The organism is Mesorhizobium sp. 113-1-2, assembly GCF_016756475.1.
In the GTDB taxonomy this organism is placed as follows: domain Bacteria; phylum Pseudomonadota; class Alphaproteobacteria; order Rhizobiales; family Rhizobiaceae; genus Mesorhizobium; species Mesorhizobium loti_C.
Window position 1 is genome coordinate 4,722,690 of record NZ_AP023242.1, and the last position, 20,203, is coordinate 4,742,892.

Sequence of the window (20,203 nt, forward strand, 5' to 3'; positions counted from 1 at the left end):
TCAAGTGACGAGCTTCGTTTTGATGATCGCCACCTAATATCTCGATAACGCTGCCGAGGATTTTCGTCGGCGCTCCCGCCGCAATATGGCTTTGGCCGCATTTAGGATTGGCTGGACATTGCATCCTCTTCGGTCTGGGTTTTTTGATTGCCCCCAAGAGTGGGAACGCGCCAGCGAACCACTCCAAGACCAGCGAGCGCCAGCGCTGTAAGACCTGCGCCCGTCAAAAAGGTCATTTGCGGTCCAAAGATTTCCCAAAGCATGCCTGCCAGCAGGCTCGCCGCCAGCAACGCGAAGCCACCCGCAAGGTTGAACATGCCGAAGGCAGTGCCTCTGAGTTCCGGCGGCGCAGTATCACTGACGAGCGTTGCCAGAAGCCCTTCCGTGAACCCCAGATGCAAACCCCAGAGGGCCACGCCGAGCGCAACACCGGGAAGGCTTCCGGCGCGCGCCAGCACAAGGTCTGCAGCAATGAGGATCGAGAAGCCGACAATTATCATTGTCAGGCGATTGACGCGGTCTGAGAGCGCGCCCGCCGGATAGGCTGCGAGCGCGTAGATTACATTCATGACCACAAATATCAGTGGGATGAGAACTGTTGGCAAACCCATGCCTTGTGCGCGCACTAGGAGAAAGGCCTGACTGAACCTGGCCAAGGTGAACACGGTTGCGACACAGACAACAAGCCAGAAGGACGAACCCAGCCGTCGCAGCTCTGGCATGCTCAGGGGAGCCCGCACCTGACGCAAGTCTGCAGGTCGAACCGGCTCACGAACGGCAAGAGCAAGGACGCCAACCGCGAGTGCGCCGGGAAGAACGGCGACCCAGAACACGATCCGAAACTGATTGGAGGTCAGCCACATCAAGCCAATTGCCAGGAGCGGCCCGACAAATGCGCCTACCGTGTCGAGAGATTGACGAAGACCAAAACTCGCGCCTCGCAGGTCTGGCGGAGCGATATCGGCAATCAGAGCATCACGGGGGGCGTCTCGGATTCCTTTGCCGATCCGGTCGACAAAGCGTGCTGCCATAACCCATCCAACTGACGAAGCCAGCGGGAACACCGGCTTGGTGACGGCCGCCAGAGCGTAGCCGATGATGGCCAGTAGCTTGCGTTTTCCCAGCCAATCAGACAGCGCACCGGAGAAGACTTTGGTAATGGCAGCAGTCGCTTCGGCAACGCCTTCTATCGTCCCGATCGCCACCATCGATGCCCCCATGACGGTCACGAGATAGATTGGCAGCAAAGCGTGGACCATCTCCGAGGAGACGTCCATCAGCAATGACACGAAACCTAGCGCCCAGATTTCCGAGGAGATGGTCCGAAGGCCTGTGCGAGCACATTCTGATGTCGCAGGGTGTTCCATTGCTCCCTATCTCACCAACTCGATACTGGGACCTCCCCCGTTGCCAACAGGCTCGCAAGCAATCGCCATCTTCAATCGCTACGCTGAGGCCAAGAGCGCGCCGGTCAGGCGCGCTGAGGTTCTCTAGCCACGGCAATCAGGCGGCCTTGACCGTGATCTTCTTCTCGGCCTTCTGGGCTTCGGCGGTCTTGGGCAGTTTCACCGTCAGCACGCCCTTGGTGAAGCTTGCATCGATCTTGTCGGCGTCGACGCCTTCAGGCAGCTGGAACGAACGCTGGAAGGAGCCGTAGCGGCGCTCGGACAGATAATAGTCCTTGTCCTTCTCTTCCTTTTCTTCCTTCTTTTCGCCCTTGATCGTCAGCGTGTTGTTGGAGAGCTTGATCTCGACATTCTTCTCGTCGATGCCGGGCAGTTCGGCCGTGATCTCATACTCCTTGTCCTTTTCGACGAGGTCCATCGCCGGCGCCACCGGCCAATCCGCGCTGCGTAGCGACGGCAGTTCTCGACCGAAAAGGGAGCGGGTCGAGGGCAGCCGGAAATCGAAAGCGTGGAAGTCGTCGAACAGCCGGTCAATTTCGCGACGCAGGCTTTCGAACGGTGCCGTCCAGTTGTCGGACCGGGCAGGGGCAGTGCCTTTCTCTGTCTTGACGGGGAGTTTGGTGGCAGCTTCAGCCATGGTTCTTCTCCTAGCATTTGGGGTTGAATGCGAGCCCGCCGTCTCGACCCTTTCGCCTCAGGTTTCCCTGGGAGCCGGTGAGAGAAGCGGGCCCGCTTGTCAGGTGCTGTAAGAGGGAGCTACGCGCCCAACCACTTCCCGATCTCGGGTCGTTACCGCCCCGCGTGGCCACATCCAGCCTGACATGAGCTGCATCAAAGCAGTTGTGGAGTGGCCGCTCATTGATCGGGATCAATGGCGCGAGAAAAAGCCGCTCGCCGGAACTCGAATTGAGAGGCGCGACCACCAAAGGATAGCGCGGTGATTTGAAACGCCATCCCTCGGCACCGCACGGCAGTCCGATGATCAAAGGTGCTTGCGCTCAAGTCCGGCGCAGGAGTACCGAGTGCGGACAGTCGATCGGCAAGATGGTCCCCGGGCAATGGCGTCGGACGAAAGCTCGGAAATCAGCGACTGCTGTTCTTCAAGAACCGGGTCGTTGGCATGATCCTCCAGGATCGCGGCGGACCGAGCGTCGGAAGTATCGGAGGCGGTTAGGTTGGGTGACCGGATCCTTGCTCGATCAGTCCCCAGATACCAGCCGCGCTTGCAGCATCACTGCGAATTGCGTTCCAGCACATTGATACGGTCCTCGGTAATCCTGCCGTCCACGACCTGGATGATCCGGTCGCAGCGGTCGGCGAGATCATGGTTGTGCGTGACGATCAGAAAGGTCGTGCCGCGCTGCCTGTTGAAGCGCCGCATCAATTCGAAAACAGCATCGGCTGAGGCCGTGTCGAGATTGCCGGTCGGCTCATCGGCGAGCACCAGCAACGGATCCATCGCCAAGGCGCGGGCTATGGCGACGCGCTGCTGCTGGCCGCCCGACATGTTCAGCGCCCGATTGTTGCGCCACTTTCCGAGGTCGACCCAGTCCAGGAGCTCGTCGGCGCGCCGTTCCATCGTGGCGTCCGGTCGGCCACGATCCAGCAGCATCGGCATCATGACATTCTCTCGCGCGGTGAAAGCAGAGATCAGATAATGGTACTGGAACACGAAACCGATCGTGTGGCCGCGCAGGCTGGTCAAGGCGGCTTCCGACAATTGAGTCGTGTCCTCGCCATGGATCGATAGCCGCCCGGAGGTCGGGCGATCGAGCAGGCCAATGATATTGAGCAGCGTGCTCTTGCCTGATCCGGATGGCCCCATCAGGGCGACGAATTCGCGCGGGTGGATGGTGACGTCTATGCCGTGCAGCACTTCGGTCTCGACCGGGGTGCCGACATTGTAGGATTTGCGAATGCCTTCGAGAGCGAGCAGATCAGCCATGGATGGCATCCACCGGATCGAGGCTTGCGGCGCGCAGCGCCGGCACGATGCCGGCTATCACCCCGGTAATGGTGGCAAGGGCCGCCGAAGATACGAACAGGCTCGGTTGGATATAGAGGGGGAACAGTTCGGAGCCATCGGCCTGTCGTGCGTAGCGGTGCCACACCATGAGAGCGGCGGCGCCGACCAGCGCTCCGGCCAACGAGCCGACAAAACCGAGCACGCCGCCCTGGATCAGGAAGACCCTCAGGATTTGTCCGCGCGCGCAACCCATGGCGCGCAATATGCCGATGTCCTTAGAACGCTGAAGCACGGACACCACCAGCACGGCCGCAATGCCGAACGCCACGGACAGGCCGACAAAGATGCGGATCAGGGCACTGGAGAGGTTTTGGGCCCGGATCGCAGTGAATATCTGGGCGTTCGTCTTGATCCAGCTGTCGGCCTCCACCGGTAGCGTCGCCTGAATGTCCTGAGCAATGGTTTCCGCCGCATAGACGTCGGTGACAGTGAGGTCGATCGTCGTCACGCCGCCGAGCAGCCCGAGCAGGCTCTGAGCCGTCCGCAGAGCGACATAGGCGTTGCGCGCGTTCGCGCCCTTGTTGCCGAGATCGAATATTCCCTTGATTGTCAGTGTGCGGCTGCCGCCAATGGCGGTCGTTACGTTGATCTTGTCGCCGATCGTCGCGCCGATATCCTTGGCGAGTTCGAGGCCGACGAGGATGTCGTCGGAGCCAAGCTCTGAATTGCCGGCGACGATGTAGTTCGGCACACGAACGATGCGGAAATAGTCGTCGGCCTGCATTCCAAAGATGCCGATGCTGCGGCTGGCATCGCCGCGTACGGCAAGTGCTGAACCGGATACGGTCGGCGTTGCGATCACCACATCCGGCCGAGCGCGCATCGCGGCGAGGATCGTCTGCCACTGATCGATGGAAAGGATACGCTGCGTCGGCTGCTGGACGATCGCGGCCTCGATCACCCCATCATGCCATCTCAGCGGTCGGGCGACTTCCTGTGGCGCCATGAGCTGGATCTGCGGCTGAGAAGTGAGCACGCGATTGGTGAAGTTGGTCTGCACGCTGGTCAGCATCGCCGACATGAACACGATGACACCGACGCCGATGGCGATGCCGCTGAGGATGAATCCCGACTGCATGCGGCCTTCGGCGAGAAACCGCAGTGCCGCGATCCAGGCAAATGTCAGCCAGGGTTTCATGACGCCACCGGCCTGATGCGCTGGCCGGCCCTGACGCCGGCGGCGACCGGAACGACCAGATCATCCTGCGCAAGTCCTTCCAGGACCTCTATCTGGTCGCTCGTGCGCAGGCCGAGCCTGACCGCCTGCTCGCGTGGGCGGCCGTTGCGAACGACGAGAACCCAAGGCGAAGCGGATGTCGGGTCATGCACCGCGCGCGCCGGAACGACCAGCGTCGAGGCGCGCTTGTTGATCTCTATGTCCACGGAGACGGTCATGTCCTGGCGCAGATAGGGCGGGGGAGCTGTTGCGGTGAGCTTCACCTCCACCGACGCGCGCGTGATGTCGACGGACGGGTTGATGTACGACACCTTGGCGTCGAAGCGCTGGTCTGGATAGGCGTCGGCTGAAACCAGTGCGTCCTGACCTACCCGAAGAAGACCGAGGTTTTTCTCGTCGATCTGCAACACCAACTGGACATCACCGGCGGGCGCCAGCACGAGGAGGGCGTTTCCTGGCTGAACAATGGCGCCACGTTCGACATTGCGGGTGATGAGAATGCCGTCTCGCGGCGCGGCGATGGTCGCATAGCCAAGGCGCGCTTGCGAAGTCGCGACATTGGCCTGTGCCTGATTGAGCTGGGTCAGCGCCATCACGTAGTCACTGCCGCCGGGCTGTGCGGTGTAGACCGAAAGCTCGGCCGTGCGGACCTGGGTGCGCGCGACGTCAAGATCCCTGGTGGCGGCGTCGAGCGTCTCACGGGTGCCGAAGCCCGCCTTGGAAAGCTGTTCAGCTCTGTGGTAGGCCGCCTGGGCATTGACCAGCGTTGCCTGGGCCTGCTTGAGCGCCTGCTGCGCGGCCGGCAGCGTGAACTCCCGCAGCTGCCGCATCCGCGCCTCCGCCTGCGCGGCGGCGCCCTGCGCCTGGACGACCGCGGATTTCAGTTCAGTGGATTCCAGGACAATGAGCGGCTGGCCCCGTTTGACGGTCTGGCCCTCCTCGACCAGCACCTCCGCGACCGTGCCGGTGTACTGCGTTCCGATATTCACGCGATAGGGCGTCTCGACGTGGCCGCTCGCCACGACGGTCCTTGTGAGATCGCCGCGGATCACGCGATAGACGACGACTTCGGGGCCAACAAGCCAGCGCGCCAGCGCCAGAGCAAGAGCGACCGCCAACAAGGCCAGCCCGCCAAGCAGCCATTTGTGGAGCCAGATGAAATGTCGTGCAGTCGCCAAGCTGCGCTTGTGAGTGATGTCCGGATGTAAATCGGTGTTGATCTGCAGCATGGCGGCCTCGAATACTGGAATCTCCGAACTCATTAGGGCGGCGCCGCGCTTGCCACCTTGTGCCAGATCAACTCGGGCCTTCGATCACCGTCGCCAAGTCGCGCGACACTCATTCTTGCCAAGGGCAGGTAGGCAGTGATTTCTCAAGCTGGCGGGTCGACCACGATCCCGGACAGTGGCTCGACCCAGTACAGGTGGTCGGTCACGGCCTTTACGCCGGCGACGTTTTCTGCCGCGACAAGCGCGGCCTGGCGCTCGCGCTCGTCGAGGATCGCGCCATTCAGTTCGGCAATCCCCTTGTCGACCCTGACATGGATCATGTCTGTTCCAGCCCATGGCTGGGCGGCAAGTTCCGCAACGATGTTCTGACGGATCTGTTCGTCGGTTGCCAACGTCGAGTCGCCCTTTGGAAGAGAGCGAAGCAATGCGCGCAGAAGATCGGAACGTGTGACGATGCCGACAACTTTTCCGCCCTCGACCACCGGAATGCGTTTGACCTGGTGGCGCGTCATGAGTTCGACGACGTCCTCCAATGCGCTTTCAGGGGATGTCGTGACGACGTTTTCGGACATCACCTCGTCGACCCGACGGCCGTTGGCATGGACATACTCCTCGGCGACACGTCCTGGGCTGACGAGAAACTCCAGCCAGCGAGCGCGCTTGCGTTTCGTGCCCAGCTCGCGGCGGCGCAGAAAATCGCCTTCGCTGACAATCCCGACCAGCACGCCATCGCGGCTGATGACGGGAAGGCCGCTGATCTTCCGCGACAGCATCAACCCGGCCGCGTCGGCGATCGATGCTGAAGGTTCGACGGCAATGACGGGGGAGGTCATTATCGATGAGGCTTGCACGTTCGTCTCCTTCGAAATCTACACTTGTTCGGCTTGCCGCCGAGCGACCACGACAGCATGGAATAATTGGCCTCATCTTATTCCCTGGGCAGGCGCGCGCTTTGACCGACGTCAAGGCAGGGGCCCCACCGAGGTTCCAAGTTGTAACTTCAATCCTGCGAGACCTGGTTCGAGTGCTTAGCGATGGACAACAAGCATAAATTCAACATCGGCTACGTCATGGCCGCGTTCCTGGCGATTGGATTGCTTCAGTCCTGGCTCGCTTATCGCGATACCGCACAGCTTTCCTACAGCGACGTGATCCGCCTCACGCAGGAGGGCAAGGTTGCGTCCGTGACGCTCACCGAGACCATGATCGAAGGTGCGTTCAAGGCGCCGCAGGATGGCAAGACGACATTCCTTGCCAATCGCGTCGACCCTGCGGCAGTCGCGGTTTTCGAGAAGGCCGGCGTCAAGATCAGCGGCGCTTCCGACAGTAATTGGCTGACGACAATTCTCTCCTGGATTCTGCCCGCGCTGATCTTCGTCGGCATCTGGATGTTCTTTTTCCGCGGCTTCGCCGACAGGCAAGGCATGGGCGGCCTGATCAATATCGGCAAGTCGAAGGCGAAGGTCTATCTGGAGCGCAAGACCGGAGTGACTTTTGAAGACGTGGCGGGCGTCGACGAAGCCAAGGCCGAACTGCAGGAAATCGTTTCCTTCCTCAAGGACAAGGACAAATACGGCCGCCTCGGCGCGCGTATCCCGAAAGGCATCCTGCTGGTCGGGCCGCCTGGGACCGGTAAGACGCTGATGGCGCGCGCCGTTGCTGGCGAGGCGGGGGTGCCCTTCTTCTCCATCTCCGGTTCGGAATTCGTCGAGATGTTCGTCGGCGTTGGGGCAGCGCGGGTGCGGGACCTGTTCGAGCAGGCCCGGCAGGCTGCGCCCTGCATCATCTTCATCGATGAGCTCGACGCGCTGGGACGTGCCCGCAGCCCGTTCGCGGGTTACGGTGGCGGTGACGAGAAAGAGCAGACATTGAACCAATTGCTGTCGGAACTCGACGGTTTCGATCCGCGTGTTGGTATCGTGCTACTCGCTGCCACCAATCGGCCCGAAATCCTGGATCCGGCCCTGCTGCGCGCCGGACGCTTCGACCGGCAGGTCGTGCTGGACCGGCCCGACCGCAAGGGCCGGGAGGCAATCGTCAAGGTTCACATCGAGAAAGTCTCAATCGCGCCTGGCGTCAGCGCGGACGAGATTGCCGCGATAACGCCAGGTTTTACCGGTGCCGATCTTGCCAATCTGGTCAACGAGGCGGCCATCGTCGCCACGCGGCGAGGCGCCGACAAGGTGACTATGGATGACTTTACCAATGCGGTCGAACGAATCGTCGCGGGTTCAGAACGCAAAAGCCGATTGCTGAAACCGCAGGAGCGTGAGCGTGTCGCCTTTCACGAAATGGGGCATGCCCTGGTGGCGGTCACGACACGAAGCGCCGATCCGGTGCACAAGGTGTCCATCATCCCCCGCTCGATCGGCGCTCTCGGTTTCACGATGCAGCGTCCGACCGAGGATCGGTTCCTGATCACGGTCAGTGAATTGAAGGACCGCATGGTGGTCCTCATGGGCGGCCGCGCGGCCGAGGAAGTCATATTCGGCGAAGTTTCGACCGGGGCGGCCGACGACCTCGCCAAGGTCACGGACATTGCCCGTCAATGTGTCACCCGTTTCGGCATGGACCCGACGGTAGGGCAGGCAGTGCTCGAAGAACAGCGCCTGCAATGGCTGGGCGACGGCCCTGGTCAGCCGAACAAGAAGGACTATTCGGAGGCCACGGCGCGTGAGGTCGACCTGGCAGTCCGCGGCATGATCGATGAGGCCTTTGCCAGTGCCAGGGATGTGCTTCGCGAAAGGATCACCGACCTGCGCGCCGGCGCAAAGATGCTGCTCGAGAAAGAAACGCTGACGCCTGACGACTTCGCTCCGTTGCGGCGAACCGCGGTGCTGGCCCCGGCGGCGTGAAGGCGAAGCGAGCCAGAAGCCCGTCACCTCTGAGCATACCAGCTGCCCAATGCCTCCTTGCGGGCAGCAGGGCGAGCGAAAGTCGGCCACTGTTGAGCCAGATCAATGAGCAAGGGCGCCAAGGATGCTTTTGTTGTCGCTGCGGGCGAGAAGTCCGCTTCAACAAACAGGAGACAGACCAATGATGGATTTAACATTGCGTCAGAATATTCTCGATGAGTTGGAGTTCGAGCCGAGCATCGACGCTGCCCACATCGGCGTCGCCGTGGAAGACGGCATCGTCACCCTTACCGGACATGTTTCTTCCTATTGGGAAAAGACCACCGCCGAAAATGTGGTCAAGCGGGTCAAGGGCGTGAAGGGTATCGCCGAGGAAATCGAAGTCCGGCTGGTTGGACAGAAGGGGACCGCGGACGACGAGATCGCCAGGCGTGCGGTCAATGCGGTCACCTGGAATGTCTCCATCCCGAGGGACAAGGTGCAGGTCAAGGTCCAGGACGGCTGGATCACGCTGACCGGGAAAGTTGAATGGCAATACCAGAAGAACGCGGCGGCCGAGGCCGTGCGCGGGCTGGCCGGCGTCGTCGGCGTTGCCAATCAGATCGAAATCACCCCACGTGCCTCGGTGCCCGACGTCAAGAAGCGCATCGAGGATGCGCTGAAGCGTGATGCGGAAATCGAAGCCCAGGCGATCCGCGTCAACGTGCAGGATGGCAGGGTGACACTTGAGGGCAAGGTCAAGGCCTGGTCCGAGCGCCAGGCAGCGGAACGCGCCGCCTGGTCGTCGCCGGGCGTCCGGGTGGTGGAAGACCGGATTGCGATTGTCTGATGGCTCGACCTGGCTGAAGCGGCGGCCCGAGTGGTCGCCGCGGTTCAACGTGGCGTCGATCGAGAAAACGACGGAACCATGCGCCGATTTACGAGACGTCTCTTTCTCACAGCGGCTGCGCTTCCCGTTGCGTTGGCATGCCGGGCGGCATCCGCCGATAGCCCCACGGCCCTTCCGGAGGCAATGAGGTTCGGAGGAATGCCCCTGCTCGAGGCCTTGTCCCTTAGGCGCTCGATCCGGCTCTTTGACGACAAGTCGATCGAAGAGGGGGACCTTTCGACCTTGCTTTGGTGCGCTTTTGGTCTGAACAGGCCCGCTACCGGCGGTCATACGGCGCCGTCATGGCACGGCTCGATGGAGACCGTGATCTACGTGGCGGACGGACAGGGAGTGCGCCAATTCGATCCAATGATCCAGGCGGCTCCCATCGTGCTTGCGGAAGATATTCGCATGAGGACAGGTGCCGAGCCCTTCGTTGGAACCGCGCCTGTTGTGCTGATCTATGTCGCCGACCGCGCTCGAATGTACAAAGCAAGCGCCGAGGAGCAGATCCAGGCTGCGCACGTCGACACAGCCATCGTGGCACAGAATGTCTATCTCTATTGCGCCTCTGTCGGTCTTGGCACTTGCCTGGTGAGCAGCGTCGACAAACGAGGTTTGGCCCAACTTCTCAAGCTGCCCAAGTCCCAGATCGTCACGTTTGTCCAACCCGTCGGATATCCGAAGCCTGCGGTCTAAGCGTAGCGGTTCGATTTTGACTCAGTGTGCCGCCCGGTCGGCCGAAGCGCTTTCTTGGGCTCCTGATGGGGGTGTCACGGCGGATGAGAAGCCGTTGGCGCAGGATAGAGCGCCTCTCCGGCCGCGGCATGCCAATTCAGTATACCCTCCCATATTTCCTCCGCCGTTTCGGCAAACCAGAAGAGGTCGCGATCCTCCGGATCGATAACGCCTTCCTCCACTAGGAAGTCCATGTCGATCGCACGGCGCCAGAACTCCTTGCCGACCAGGACGATTGGAATTGGCTTGATCTTGCGGGTCTGGACAAGGGTCAGGGTTTCGAACAGCTCGTCCAGCGTTCCGAACCCACCTGGGAACGCGACAAGGGCCTTCGCGCGCAGCAGGAAATGAAGTTTGCGGATGGCAAAATAGTGCACCTGAAAACAAAGTTCCGGGCTGACATACGGATTGGGGTATTGCTCATTCGGCAAGCTGATGTTGAGCCCTACCGAAGGCATGGATAGATCGAAAGCGCCGCGGTTGGCAGCCTCCATGATCCCGGGACCTGAACCGGTCATGATGACGATTTGGTTATCCCGCTGATCGTGATTGGCGCCGCTGACCAATCTGCCAAATTGACGTGCTACATCGTAGTAGCGGGCCTTAGATACGATTCGTTCGGCCGCCCTGAGACGCAAGGTCACGTCAGCGGGCGGTTGCACCAACTCCGTCTTCCGAAGTGCTCGAAGGTTGCGCCGGGCCGCAACTGGTTCGCAGATGCGCGTACTGCCGAAGACAACAATCGTTCCGCGAATGCGGTGCTGACGCAGCAACATCTCTGGCTTGAGGTAGTCAATCTCGAGTCGCGGCCCACGCGTATCATCGTTTTCGAGAAAGGCGGGATCTTCGACTGGCAATCGATAACTGGGGCTGGCCAGTATGGCCTCAATCCGGCCAGCCGCCCCAGGGTCGTCTGCCGGAGTTTTGCGGGTCTGCCCAGGCAACGGCAGCTGCCGCTGCAGCGGGTGGGGTGGCGCGGGGACAGAGATGGCATCCAAGGTCGCCTCCGGCCTGCGTCTCGATTTTCCAACCTCGGATCGGGCCATCTTGATGGCTCTCCTATTCAGACTGAACAGCGCATCCCCAGCGTCGACCCATCGAGCACCTTGGAGGCGCCAACACATTGAGCCTCGCTCTGAGCCGTATTGGATCGCGACCCCAGGGCGATCAGATCCTTGATCGGTAAGCCGTCCATGGCCTTGTGCCTCTTCGCAGGTTTCCCCGCCTTCTGCGGCTATTTCTCTCCGCTCACTTTCTTGGCCAGCATCGGGAAAGCGGACGATAAAGCTTTGAGATGCATCAAAGCGCGACCTGTATTGGCTCCTAGATTGGCGGCAAGTCAGCTTTGGAGCATGTCATGGAACTTATGGAAGCGTTGCGCACTCGCCGTGCCGTGCGGGAATTCACGGACGACCCAGTGGATCAAACCGCAGTGGAAGATCTGATTGGAGCGGCCATCTTGGCGCCGAGCGCCATCAACCGTCAGCCATGGGGCTTCGTGGTGGTGCTCGGAGCCGAGCGTCTGCGCAGACTTTCGGTGGAAGCCAAGCACTATCTGCAGCTGCACCTGCCCGCCGGATCCCCGCTGGCGGTGCATGCAGCCGACCCGGCTTTCGAGATTTTTCACGGCGCGGCCGCACTCGTAATCATCTGCGCTGCTGATGGTGAGAGCCAGTCATTCGAGGACTGCTGTCTGGCCGGGCAGAATTTCATGCTTGCGGCGCATGCGAAGGGTCTCGGGACATGCTGGATCGGTCTGTCGCGACCGTGGCTCAACGATCCGGCAGTCAAGGCGGAACTCGGCATTCCGGCAAAGTGGCACGCCGTCGCGCCGATCATTCTGGGTCATCGCAGGTCGCTTCCATCACCGACGCCACGCCAGAAGGCCAAGATCATATGGAGCCGGTGATCCATATGCACAGTACGGGTCAATAGAACGGAGCGGGATGTGAACGCATTGCCCAAATCGGCGCTTCTGCGCCTGTTGCGCTATAACCTGAGGCTTACAGGGCGAACTACAGCTGCGGTCGCGGGCGCTGAAGCCTTGCTAATATGAATCCTACTGCCTGGCTTCTCGCCCCGAGATATCCTCGATAGCTATCCGGAAGAATATGTGCCGGGCATCGTCAGCCAGGGGAGGTGCAAGTGGTTTCAGAGCGCCCGGATCCCACCAGCTGGTATGGGTACTCAGCAATGACCAGGCACGATCCCGCTGGCGCTTGTGACCGATCCTCTCGGGCAACTCTTCGTAGCGTCCATCCGCGACGACGCTCTTCCACTGACGTCCTGGTAGCGGACTCTCGACAAGCACCGACACTTGCGGATTGGTGCGCATCCAGTCGATCTTCTTGCCTGGAATGGAGAATGCGTAAAATGCGTCATCGGCGTAGGCATAGTAGATCGGCACGACATAGGGACGCCTGTCCTTGGCGCAAGCCAAGCGGGCCAGATGATGCCCGGCCAGCACTTCGCTGCATTCGCTCCTGCTCAGGGTGCGTATCAACATTGCTGTCTCCAGAACGGTTGAAAACCGAGGGATTTGACCGTCAACAGACGCCTTGGTCCCGGCAGGCTCTGCCTTTCAAGCGTCTGAGAGGGAGAGACCGTGTCACAGCTTAGCCTCTGGCCAATTGCCCAGTTCCTTGTTTTGCTGACCCTCGCGAACGGCGTGCCCGTGATCGCCAAGAGAATGCTTGGCGACTGGCTTGCCTGGCCAATTGATGGCGGTTGGCTTTTCTGGGACGGGCAACCACTTCTGGGGCGGTCAAAGACGGTTCGCGGATTGGTCCTGGCAATTCTCGCAACGACGATAGGCGCTCCCATGATCGGGCTCGACATCGAAACTGGGATGCTCGTGGGTTTCACCGCCATGGTCGGCGACATGTTCTCCAGCTTCCTCAAACGCCGCCTGAGATTGGCTCCCAGTGCCCAGGCCTCTGGTTTTGATCAAGTACCGGAATCCCTGTTGCCTTTCCTAGTAGCCAGGAACCTTGTTGGATTTTCGGCCTGGGACATCCTGATCGGTGTTGGAGTGTTTTGGATCGGGGAACTGCTGGTATCCCGGTTCCTCTACATGCTGCATGTCAGAGACAGACCGTATTAGTTCTCACTCGCTGGTGGATAGGCGGTTGATTTCGAGCTTGCGGATCGCATCGCGAAGCTCGAGCGCCGACAACTTGGTGAAGTCCTTGGCTATCTCTGCGGCGATGACTTTGCGGAGGCTTTCCGGAAATGCCTGACGAAGGTCGCCTAACATCTGGGGAGCCGCAACGACAACGAGTCGGTCAAAATCCTTCGCAAGATGATGATTTTGCAGCGTGTCGGCCAACGTTGACGCAAAGGCTCGATCCTCCTCGCGCACGGGCTCTGAATGGTACTCCATCGCCGATCGGCGCGTCCCGACTGAGGCGAAGCTGCGACCGGGCTTGTCGGCCATGATTTCGCGCAATTGCCGTCGCTGCGCCTTAAAAACCAGATCGTCACCGTCGCCTGACGATTCCCCCGCCGACAAGACATCGCGCAGTATTCGCGCGCGTGCTCCATCCGCGACCAAAACCCAGATCCTCTGCCGTCTCATGGATAGCCTCGTTCGAAAACCAGCCATCATAATCATAGCGTGACCAAGGCTTTCGTTGTTGATCAAGGTCAATGCCGCCTTGCATTCTTGACGCTGATGCGTCGTCCCAAGCGGCTCTAGCCGATGCCAGGTCGAGCCTCGCCCAGGCGCACGGCAGCTTGCGTCGGGTTCGGGCTTTGGCAGTTGGGGCGTTCATGCGTGTTCGATCCGCGCGCGAGCAGGTCAGCCTGTTTGATCCTCATCAAGGCCACAACCAGCTCATCCAGGCAGTCTGAAACCGGAGGGCTTTCGTTCTGGAAAGGTGCGACAATGAACGACAATATCTTACGGCAGAACATTATCGATGAATTGGAGTTTGAGCCCAGCATCGACGCGGCCAATATCGGCGTCGCCGTCGACAACGGCGTGGTCACGCTAACCGGTCATGTTTCGACCTTCGCCCAGAAGGCTACCGCGGAAAATGCGGCACTTTCCGTCAAGGGTGTGAAGGGCCTTGCGCAGGAAATCGAAGTGCGGCCTTACGGTTCAAATGTCACCACAGACGAGGAGATCGCCAAGCGTGCTCTCCACACCATCTCCTGGAACACGGTAATTCCCGAAGGAGCTGTTCAGGTCAAGGTCCAGAATGGCTGGGTAACCCTGACTGGAAAGGTCGACTGGCAATACCAGAAAGCCGGCGCTGCCAACGCCATTCAATATTTGGCGGGCGTACTCGGTGTCTACAACAACATCGAGGTGAAACCCCACGCGTCAGTGTCTGATGTCAAGAAGCGCATCGAAGATGCACTGAAGCGCAATGCCGAAGTCGAGGCGAAGGCAATAAATGTAACCGTGTCCGACGGCAAAGTCCGGCTCGACGGCAAGGTGCATACCTGGGCCGAGCGGAGTGCGACGGTAAGGGCCGCCTGGGCCGCGCCCGGGGTTCACCTGGTCGAAGACCGCATTATGATCGCGTGAAGTGATTTGGATGTTAAGGGAAGCGAAACATGCCGCTTCCCTTATTCTTTTGCAGGCCTGACGGCAGTGTGGAGCGTCGCCACTCGAAAGGTCGGCACAACCTTGAAGCCAACCGACAGCCTCGATCCAAGTCCTGGATTGGCACGATCGAAGTCAACGTCGTGTTCCACCGCTGGTTTCGCGAGCGGAGAATCTTATCGGCTCGGATTCGGGGCCGTTGGCGTTCCTTCGCGACCGCAGCTTGACGACGATCAAGTCTCTTCTCACGCCTGCCGCTAGAGTGACATGTAGTGGAGTGACATCATGAGAGATTTCAAAGGGAAGACCGCGATCGTGACCGGGGCCGGATCAGGCATCGGCGCGGCAATTGCAATTGAACTGGCGGCACGCGGTGCGCATGTCATTGCCGCAGACATTGATTTAGTGGCTGCAGAAACAACGGTGACGAAAATTGCTTCGACGCTTGGCAATGCGCGTGCCTTTCGGGTCGATGTCGCCGATCCGGGCTCGGTCGAGCAAATGGTGGCGTTCGCGGTCGAGACATTTGGCGGGCTCCAACTCGCCGTAAACAATGCCGGCATCGGCGGGCCAAGCGAGACGACGGCCAATTATCCCCTTGATGACTGGCGCAAGATTATCGATGTCAATCTCAACGGCGTTTTCTACGGTCTGAAATACGAGGTCGCCGCCATGCTGAAATCGCGCGGAGGCGCGATCGTCAATATGTCGTCTATTTTAGGCTCGGTTGGTTGGGAGAATGCCTGTGCCTATGTCTCGACCAAGCACGCGCTCATCGGGCTGACAAGGACGGCCGCCATGGAATATGCCGGCGACAATATTCGCATCAACGCCGTTGGTCCCGCCTTCATCGATACGCCATTGCTGACGAAAAACCTCGATGCCGAAACGATCGGACAATTGGCGGCCTTGCATCCAGTAGGTCGCCTGGGGACATCGGAGGAAGTCTCGGCGCTGACGTGCTTCCTGTTGTCCGCCAACGCCAGCTTCATCACCGGCAGCTACCATCTGGTGGATGGTGGGTACACCGCCAAATGATTCAGTTGCCACTGAAAAATGCCCACTGCAGTCGTACTAAGATCTATATCCGAATGGGAGGTGCGATGCATATCGCTTCCCTCTCGCTGTTGATGGGGGGCAGTCGCGCGGCTGACTTGGCAGCAGCGTTCGCGCAAGTCATGGCAATCGACCTATCTATGATAACCCTCTGCTGATCTGATTGAGCGCTTATAGGGCGGGTGGTTGGTGATGTTTAGGAGTTTCGCCTTTTCTTCGTCAAGCAGCTTCAAAAGAAGCTTCCGAGTTGCCGGGTCCGTTTCCGTCTCCAGCCTCTTTTCGAAGTGCTTGATGTTCTCGCGGTGCACGAACTCAGCTTCGCTGCTTGCCATCGTGCGCTCCTCCCCTTGGAGGTAAACTACGCCCTTCGCGCCAATGGGTCTAGAGCGTCGCCCAGCCCAGGGGAAGGCGGCAATCCGAGACAGCCTTCAAAACTTTATCAATTCAGCCAATGCCAGGAATTCACCGCAGACTGACAAGTCGCCGGCGTTTCTCTCGGGTCGCCGGCTCAAGCGAGCTTGTGACCCGCCGCCTGAATCGCGAGCCGCCGTCTCCGTCTTGATTATCGCCCCGGATTTTTCGCGCGGGCGGTCTTGGACGAGGCAGCTGGCGCCGAGAATGGCATGCCAAGGTTGATGGAACTCGGCGGTACGGTACCCGTCATCGAGAAGGGCACCATGGCCGGTGTCGGCGGTGCGCCGACGCGAGCGTCTGCAGCTGGATACTCGGTAAGGAGTTGTTGCGCGGCTATTTCCTGCGTCCATACGGCAAGGACGCTCTGCTGCGTCGTCACGGTGACGACGCAGTAACCCCGGGGATCCAGGACGAAAAGCGCCGCGCCGTCTTCATTATGAATTTGTTGGAAAGCCCGGTCGATGACTTGCAGGCAGGCAACCAGGCGCTCCAAGTCCGGCAGGTGTGTGTGGCGAAGCATGTCGGCTAGCCTGAAGGCTTGCACGCCGCTTTCAGTGATCTTCGCGCCTTCGCGGCCAAGTTCGAAGAAGACGTTGACGACAGGCAGCATACCCCTGACCAAGTCATAGACCGCCATGGCTTCCTGGGGACTGCATCCTACCAGGTGCGACGCGTCGGGCGCCATCGTGTCGGAAACCGGGTGCAGGCCCAGCGAACGGGCGATCTCATGTTCTAGCCATTGCCGCACTTCCGGCGGAGCGGATCGTATCTGTTCAGGGCTCAGTGTGATGCCGACCATTTCGGAGTCTCCCATTCGCCTGGTACCGCCAGGACAACAGAGGCGTGATGACACGACCTTGATCCGCATCAATCAACGGGCGAGTGACCTCTGGTTGCACGCAAGCTTCCGCGTCGAGTCACGAGAGACAGAGATGGCAGTTGGACGGAAGACCAATGTTTAACGGCAGGACGCTTCGCGTTGGCAGGCCACCTGCGCCGATCATCTTGTTCGTTTGATCCGGCTCAAAGCACGCCGTTGCCGATCGCGCTTAAAAGAATGCCCTGCCACCTGCAAAGGAGAAGGAGCGTCACATGGGCTACAAGGATATCCTGGTCTTCCTCGACGGTTCTGTCGAAAACACGGCACGAGTGGATTTTGCCCTTTCTTTGGCGAGGGCGCATCGTGCGAGGTTGACGGGCGTCGATGTCGACTCCGCGGCGGCGTTTGTCGGCGAGTGGTCCGAACGCGCGAAATCGCTTGAAGAAACATTTCATGCAAGCGCCGAACGGTTCGGTGTGGACGTCCGTTTCAGGGTCGCAGAGCAGAGCTCGGGCGACTGGAAGAACTACTATACGCCGTATGCGGATCTGGTGATCGCCAGCCAGCCCAATCCCGAGGTCGCCGACAAGATCCTGCCCGAAGTGCCAGGGGATTTGCTTACGTCCGCGGGCGTGCCGATGATCCTACTCCCACGGGACTGGCGTCCGACGCCAGTTGGAGAAGAGATCGTGATTGCCTGGTCACCAAGCGGACAGGCCGCGCGCGCTGTGCACGATGCGATGCCCATACTGACCCAGGCGCGAAAGGTAACCGTATTCAAATTTGCGCCCCCGGCCGACGCAAAGGATGCGGATGTTGACCTGCTTCGCGACCATTTGCGTATGCATGGCGTCAAAGCCGAGACCGACCGCTGGACGGACACTGGCGATCTATCGGCAATCGAGGCGCTATTTGCTTCGCGCGCAATGGAGGAGGCAGACCTTATCGTTGCCGGCGCTTACAGCCATTCGCGAATCCGTGAGGCCTTGTTCGGCGGGATGACCAAATCCCTGCTCGACCAATTCTCCTTGCCGGTGTTCGTCTCGCACTGAATGCGAACCCGTTCTCTTCGGCCGACAGCGACAATGAAAAGGGCCCCGGCGTCCGCATCTTCGCTGGCGCGACCGAGTTCGGGGCAGCATGGAAGAAGACCTCGCGCGAGGGACGCGACTACCACTCCGTCAAGCTTGATGATCCCAGCTTCCCCGCTCCGATCTATGCGAGCCTGGTCGAGACCGACACCGAGGGCGACTTCTCGCTCATCTGGTCCCGCCGCACCGCAGAGTGCCCCCCCTTAAAACGAAGCCCCGCCGCAAGGCGGGGCTTCGCCATGTTAGGGTCAGGCGCAGCCTAGGCCTGTGTCAGATGCAGCAGGTTACGCTTGGGCCCGCGCCTTGCGCGGCTTCTTCATCGGCGACTTGATTGCCGTAGCAGTTGTTCTTGCCGCCGCCGCCCGTATGGTCGGTTTCCGCTTTTCGGCGGACGTGGCCGCCGGCGTTTTGCGCCCGAGTCCACTTGATTTCGCCAATGCCGAGCGCGTGGCCGCATAGTTCGGCGCCACCATCGGATAGTCCGCTGGCAGGTTCCACTTCTGCCGATATTGGTCAGGGGTCAGGTCAAAGTGCTGAAGATGCCGTTTGAGCGATTTGAATTTCTTTCCATCTTCCAGACAGATGATGAAGTCGGGCGTTACCGATTTCTTGATCGAAACTGCCGGCTCCTGTTTTACCACAGGTTCTACCGCCGGCGTGCCGATGCCACTCAGTGCGGCATGGATGTCGCCGATTAGTTTCGGCAACTCGCCAACCGGTACTGGATTGTTCGATACATAGGCGGCGACGATGTCAGCCGTTATCGACACGGTATCCAGTTTGTTGCCTTGCTCGAGAGCAGTGGTCATATAATTTCCCTTTTTTGTATCGGATGAATTGAGCGACGTTTGATTTTCTGCCCTGCCCACGACGCAAATAGTACGTTTCTTCGTAAAATCCACCTCTCTTTTGCAACATGACAAGAGTAAGTCTCGCTTCTGTCGTCCCAGCGGCCGTGTGCATGATCACATCTGCGGCGCGTGGGAGGTTTCGAGGGGAACACGATCTGGCGTTTGAAGTTTGCTCATAGGTCAGCGCCTGCTTTGACGAGCTTCGCCTACTCAAGCCTTGCGCCCTTCATCATCTGGATAAAGGCTCGCGAGAGAAGATTGTCGCCGGTAGCGACGAAGATCGCGAAAGCTTCCTGCGCAAGCGCTTGGCTGCGGCGTCGGCGCTGGCGCACCGGCGGAAGTCTGCTGTTCGGGCTCGCGCCGGCGGCTGTTCGCGCCAACTGTGGCTAGGTTCGCCGTCCCATCTGCTCTTTACGCCGTTCCGCATCGAAGGCCTGCCTTCCCCTGACGACCCATAGGTTTCGCGCATGCTCGCCTTCGTTGCTTTGCAGCTTGGCGGCGATCCAAAGCAGCGCGCCGTAGATGATAGCGCGATCATCGTTGGTCAGTTCGACGATGCCTGCCTTGACGACGAGCCCGCCGAGTTCGATCAGATGTCGGGTACGCTTGCGACGCTCGACCTGCCAGGTGCGCATATCATTGCGAGCCCGTGCCGCCTGCCGGCGATTGTGGGCCGCCCGGTTGTGCTGGAGCGCTGCGAGGGTTGCGCTGAGATGCCGTAGCAGTTCGCCGGGACCTGCTCTCGAAAAACATCGCCCCACGCTTGGCCCATGCCTCACGCTTTGAGATGTCTTTCGTCTCAGCGATTGCGACCAGTGCGCCGGCCAGTTCGTCGGCGCTCAATTGATCGGCGCCGGTGGCGATCACCAGCTCGCCAAGTTGCTGCACCTTTCGCCTTTTGAGTTGTCGCGCCTTGTCTTCCAGCGCCTTCAGTTCGGCGTCGAAGTCTCGTGGTTTGCGCATGGATGTCTCCATTGATTGTCGATCTCTGGATGATAGGCGAGCGTCAGCCGGAAGGCTCCAGGGTTGCCGAGACAGCCCGGGACGGGCTGGTCCATCCCGAGATTTTTTCGAGGGAGGGCGCGCTTATACGTCGTGCCGACGTGCGCTTTGACGTGCA

General features: G+C 60.2%; 22 protein-coding genes and 1 pseudogene. 9 read left to right on the top strand and 14 right to left on the bottom strand.

Annotated features, from left to right (window positions below; all coding sequences use genetic code 11):
• Positions 1-101 precede the first annotated feature (101 nt).
• The 6 genes from JN279_RS22755 to JN279_RS22780 all read right to left on the bottom strand — a co-directional run bounded on the left by JN279_RS22755 (position 102) and on the right by JN279_RS22780 (position 6,689).
• On the bottom strand, positions 102-1,367 hold the full coding sequence (locus tag JN279_RS22755) for an MFS transporter (protein WP_202350306.1): 1,266 nt from the start codon (positions 1,365-1,367) through the stop codon (positions 102-104).
• A gap of 136 nt (positions 1,368-1,503) precedes the next feature.
• Positions 1,504-2,043, bottom strand: coding sequence for an Hsp20/alpha crystallin family protein (locus tag JN279_RS22760; protein ID WP_202350307.1), 540 nt, complete (start codon positions 2,041-2,043; stop codon positions 1,504-1,506).
• 594 nt (positions 2,044-2,637) lie between these two features.
• Positions 2,638-3,351 carry an ABC transporter ATP-binding protein gene (locus tag JN279_RS22765; protein WP_202350308.1) on the bottom strand — a complete coding sequence of 238 codons (714 nt, stop codon included), beginning with the start codon at positions 3,349-3,351 and terminating at the stop codon, positions 2,638-2,640.
• On the bottom strand, positions 3,344-4,570 hold the full coding sequence (locus JN279_RS22770; protein WP_202350309.1) for an FtsX-like permease family protein: 1,227 nt from the start codon (positions 4,568-4,570) through the stop codon (positions 3,344-3,346). Before JN279_RS22770 ends, JN279_RS22765 begins: the two co-directional genes overlap by 8 nt.
• Entirely contained in the window at positions 4,567-5,838 is a 1,272-nt protein-coding gene (locus JN279_RS22775) for an efflux RND transporter periplasmic adaptor subunit (RefSeq protein ID WP_202350310.1), read from the bottom strand. Before JN279_RS22775 ends, JN279_RS22770 begins: the two co-directional genes overlap by 4 nt.
• A 143-nt stretch (positions 5,839-5,981) precedes the next feature.
• Positions 5,982-6,689, bottom strand: coding sequence for a CBS domain-containing protein (locus JN279_RS22780; protein WP_202350311.1), 708 nt, complete (start codon positions 6,687-6,689; stop codon positions 5,982-5,984).
• 183 nt (positions 6,690-6,872) lie between these two features.
• On the opposite strand from JN279_RS22780, the gene ftsH reads away from it, so the two are divergent.
• From ftsH to JN279_RS22795, 3 genes are all read left to right on the top strand, one after another.
• The gene (gene ftsH / locus JN279_RS22785) at positions 6,873-8,693 is read left to right on the top strand and encodes an ATP-dependent zinc metalloprotease FtsH (protein WP_202350312.1); all 1,821 of its coding nucleotides are present in this window, start codon (positions 6,873-6,875) and stop codon (positions 8,691-8,693) included.
• A 181-nt stretch (positions 8,694-8,874) separates the two neighbouring features.
• Complete coding sequence (locus JN279_RS22790; protein ID WP_202350313.1) at positions 8,875-9,522, top strand: BON domain-containing protein; 648 nt, start codon at positions 8,875-8,877, stop codon at positions 9,520-9,522.
• A gap of 198 nt (positions 9,523-9,720) precedes the next feature.
• A complete protein-coding gene (locus JN279_RS22795) occupies positions 9,721-10,260 on the top strand; it encodes a nitroreductase family protein (RefSeq protein WP_202350314.1) in 540 nt (179 codons plus the stop codon).
• A 74-nt stretch (positions 10,261-10,334) separates the two neighbouring features.
• Here the strand turns inward: JN279_RS22795 and JN279_RS22800 are convergent, their stop codons facing one another.
• Positions 10,335-11,297 carry an LOG family protein gene (locus JN279_RS22800; protein ID WP_446720357.1) on the bottom strand — a complete coding sequence of 321 codons (963 nt, stop codon included), beginning with the start codon at positions 11,295-11,297 and terminating at the stop codon, positions 10,335-10,337.
• Between the two features lie 359 nt (positions 11,298-11,656).
• Between JN279_RS22800 and JN279_RS22805 the strand changes: the two genes are divergently transcribed.
• Positions 11,657-12,208 carry a nitroreductase family protein gene (locus JN279_RS22805; RefSeq protein ID WP_202350316.1) on the top strand — a complete coding sequence of 184 codons (552 nt, stop codon included), beginning with the start codon at positions 11,657-11,659 and terminating at the stop codon, positions 12,206-12,208.
• A gap of 150 nt (positions 12,209-12,358) precedes the next feature.
• On the opposite strand, the gene JN279_RS22810 is transcribed toward JN279_RS22805, so the two are convergent.
• A complete protein-coding gene (locus tag JN279_RS22810) occupies positions 12,359-12,805 on the bottom strand; it encodes a pyridoxamine 5'-phosphate oxidase family protein (protein WP_202350317.1) in 447 nt (148 codons plus the stop codon).
• 99 nt (positions 12,806-12,904) lie between these two features.
• On the opposite strand from JN279_RS22810, the gene JN279_RS22815 reads away from it, so the two are divergent.
• Positions 12,905-13,402, top strand: coding sequence for a CDP-archaeol synthase (locus tag JN279_RS22815; protein WP_244734101.1), 498 nt, complete (start codon positions 12,905-12,907; stop codon positions 13,400-13,402).
• A 3-nt stretch (positions 13,403-13,405) separates the two neighbouring features.
• On the opposite strand, the gene JN279_RS22820 is transcribed toward JN279_RS22815, so the two are convergent.
• Entirely contained in the window at positions 13,406-13,942 is a 537-nt protein-coding gene (locus JN279_RS22820) for a host attachment protein (RefSeq protein WP_202350318.1), read from the bottom strand.
• Positions 13,943-14,185: 243 nt separating this feature from the next.
• On the opposite strand from JN279_RS22820, the gene JN279_RS22825 reads away from it, so the two are divergent.
• Both JN279_RS22825 and JN279_RS22830 read left to right on the top strand, forming a co-directional pair.
• On the top strand, positions 14,186-14,833 hold the full coding sequence (locus JN279_RS22825; RefSeq protein WP_202350319.1) for a BON domain-containing protein: 648 nt from the start codon (positions 14,186-14,188) through the stop codon (positions 14,831-14,833).
• Positions 14,834-15,136: 303 nt separating this feature from the next.
• Positions 15,137-15,889 carry an SDR family NAD(P)-dependent oxidoreductase gene (locus tag JN279_RS22830; RefSeq protein WP_202350320.1) on the top strand — a complete coding sequence of 251 codons (753 nt, stop codon included), beginning with the start codon at positions 15,137-15,139 and terminating at the stop codon, positions 15,887-15,889.
• Between the two features lie 152 nt (positions 15,890-16,041).
• Here the strand turns inward: JN279_RS22830 and JN279_RS22835 are convergent, their stop codons facing one another.
• Positions 16,042-16,239, bottom strand: a complete 198-nt coding sequence (locus JN279_RS22835; protein ID WP_038647158.1) for a hypothetical protein — start codon at positions 16,237-16,239, stop codon at positions 16,042-16,044.
• A gap of 230 nt (positions 16,240-16,469) precedes the next feature.
• The gene (locus JN279_RS22840; protein WP_202350321.1) at positions 16,470-17,120 is read right to left on the bottom strand and encodes a hypothetical protein; all 651 of its coding nucleotides are present in this window, start codon (positions 17,118-17,120) and stop codon (positions 16,470-16,472) included.
• Positions 17,121-17,413: 293 nt separating this feature from the next.
• On the opposite strand from JN279_RS22840, the gene JN279_RS22845 reads away from it, so the two are divergent.
• Both JN279_RS22845 and JN279_RS38290 read left to right on the top strand, forming a co-directional pair.
• Entirely contained in the window at positions 17,414-18,193 is a 780-nt protein-coding gene (locus JN279_RS22845; RefSeq protein WP_202350322.1) for a universal stress protein, read from the top strand.
• Positions 18,163-18,426 (top strand): annotated as a pseudogene (locus tag JN279_RS38290) (DUF736 domain-containing protein); the annotation flags it as partial. The gene JN279_RS22845 and the pseudogene JN279_RS38290, both read left to right, overlap by 31 nt.
• Positions 18,427-18,516: 90 nt before the next feature.
• Here JN279_RS38290 and JN279_RS22855 read toward each other — a convergent pair.
• From JN279_RS22855 to JN279_RS22865, 3 genes are all read right to left on the bottom strand, one after another.
• On the bottom strand, positions 18,517-19,041 hold the full coding sequence (locus JN279_RS22855; protein WP_202350323.1) for a MucR family transcriptional regulator: 525 nt from the start codon (positions 19,039-19,041) through the stop codon (positions 18,517-18,519).
• A gap of 428 nt (positions 19,042-19,469) precedes the next feature.
• Complete coding sequence (locus JN279_RS22860; protein ID WP_202350324.1) at positions 19,470-19,718, bottom strand: conjugal transfer protein TraD; 249 nt, start codon at positions 19,716-19,718, stop codon at positions 19,470-19,472.
• Between the two features lies 1 nt (position 19,719).
• On the bottom strand, positions 19,720-20,046 hold the full coding sequence (locus JN279_RS22865; protein ID WP_202353784.1) for a conjugal transfer protein TraD: 327 nt from the start codon (positions 20,044-20,046) through the stop codon (positions 19,720-19,722).
• Between the last annotated feature and the right edge of the window lie 157 nt (positions 20,047-20,203).

Coding starts and splice junctions, on each gene's coding strand:
- JN279_RS22860 (WP_202350324.1), bottom strand. CDS start 19,718: ATGCGCACCTGGCAGGTCGAGCGTCGCAAGCGTACCCGACATCTGATC.
- JN279_RS22755 (WP_202350306.1), bottom strand. CDS start 1,367: ATGGAACACCCTGCGACATCAGAATGTGCTCGCACAGGCCTTCGGACC.
- JN279_RS22830 (WP_202350320.1), top strand. CDS start 15,137: ATGAGAGATTTCAAAGGGAAGACCGCGATCGTGACCGGGGCCGGATCA.
- JN279_RS22840 (WP_202350321.1), bottom strand. CDS start 17,120: ATGGTCGGCATCACACTGAGCCCTGAACAGATACGATCCGCTCCGCCG.
- JN279_RS22790 (WP_202350313.1), top strand. CDS start 8,875: ATGATGGATTTAACATTGCGTCAGAATATTCTCGATGAGTTGGAGTTC.
- JN279_RS22865 (WP_202353784.1), bottom strand. CDS start 20,046: ATGCGCAAACCACGAGACTTCGACGCCGAACTGAAGGCGCTGGAAGAC.
- JN279_RS22825 (WP_202350319.1), top strand. CDS start 14,186: ATGAACGACAATATCTTACGGCAGAACATTATCGATGAATTGGAGTTT.
- JN279_RS22760 (WP_202350307.1), bottom strand. CDS start 2,043: ATGGCTGAAGCTGCCACCAAACTCCCCGTCAAGACAGAGAAAGGCACT.
- JN279_RS22775 (WP_202350310.1), bottom strand. CDS start 5,838: ATGCTGCAGATCAACACCGATTTACATCCGGACATCACTCACAAGCGC.
- JN279_RS22845 (WP_202350322.1), top strand. CDS start 17,414: ATGGGCTACAAGGATATCCTGGTCTTCCTCGACGGTTCTGTCGAAAAC.
- JN279_RS22805 (WP_202350316.1), top strand. CDS start 11,657: ATGGAACTTATGGAAGCGTTGCGCACTCGCCGTGCCGTGCGGGAATTC.
- JN279_RS22835 (WP_038647158.1), bottom strand. CDS start 16,239: ATGGCAAGCAGCGAAGCTGAGTTCGTGCACCGCGAGAACATCAAGCAC.
- JN279_RS22810 (WP_202350317.1), bottom strand. CDS start 12,805: ATGTTGATACGCACCCTGAGCAGGAGCGAATGCAGCGAAGTGCTGGCC.
- JN279_RS22795 (WP_202350314.1), top strand. CDS start 9,721: ATGCCCCTGCTCGAGGCCTTGTCCCTTAGGCGCTCGATCCGGCTCTTT.
- JN279_RS22765 (WP_202350308.1), bottom strand. CDS start 3,351: ATGGCTGATCTGCTCGCTCTCGAAGGCATTCGCAAATCCTACAATGTC.
- JN279_RS22855 (WP_202350323.1), bottom strand. CDS start 19,041: ATGACCACTGCTCTCGAGCAAGGCAACAAACTGGATACCGTGTCGATA.
- ftsH (WP_202350312.1), top strand. CDS start 6,873: ATGGACAACAAGCATAAATTCAACATCGGCTACGTCATGGCCGCGTTC.
- JN279_RS22770 (WP_202350309.1), bottom strand. CDS start 4,570: ATGAAACCCTGGCTGACATTTGCCTGGATCGCGGCACTGCGGTTTCTC.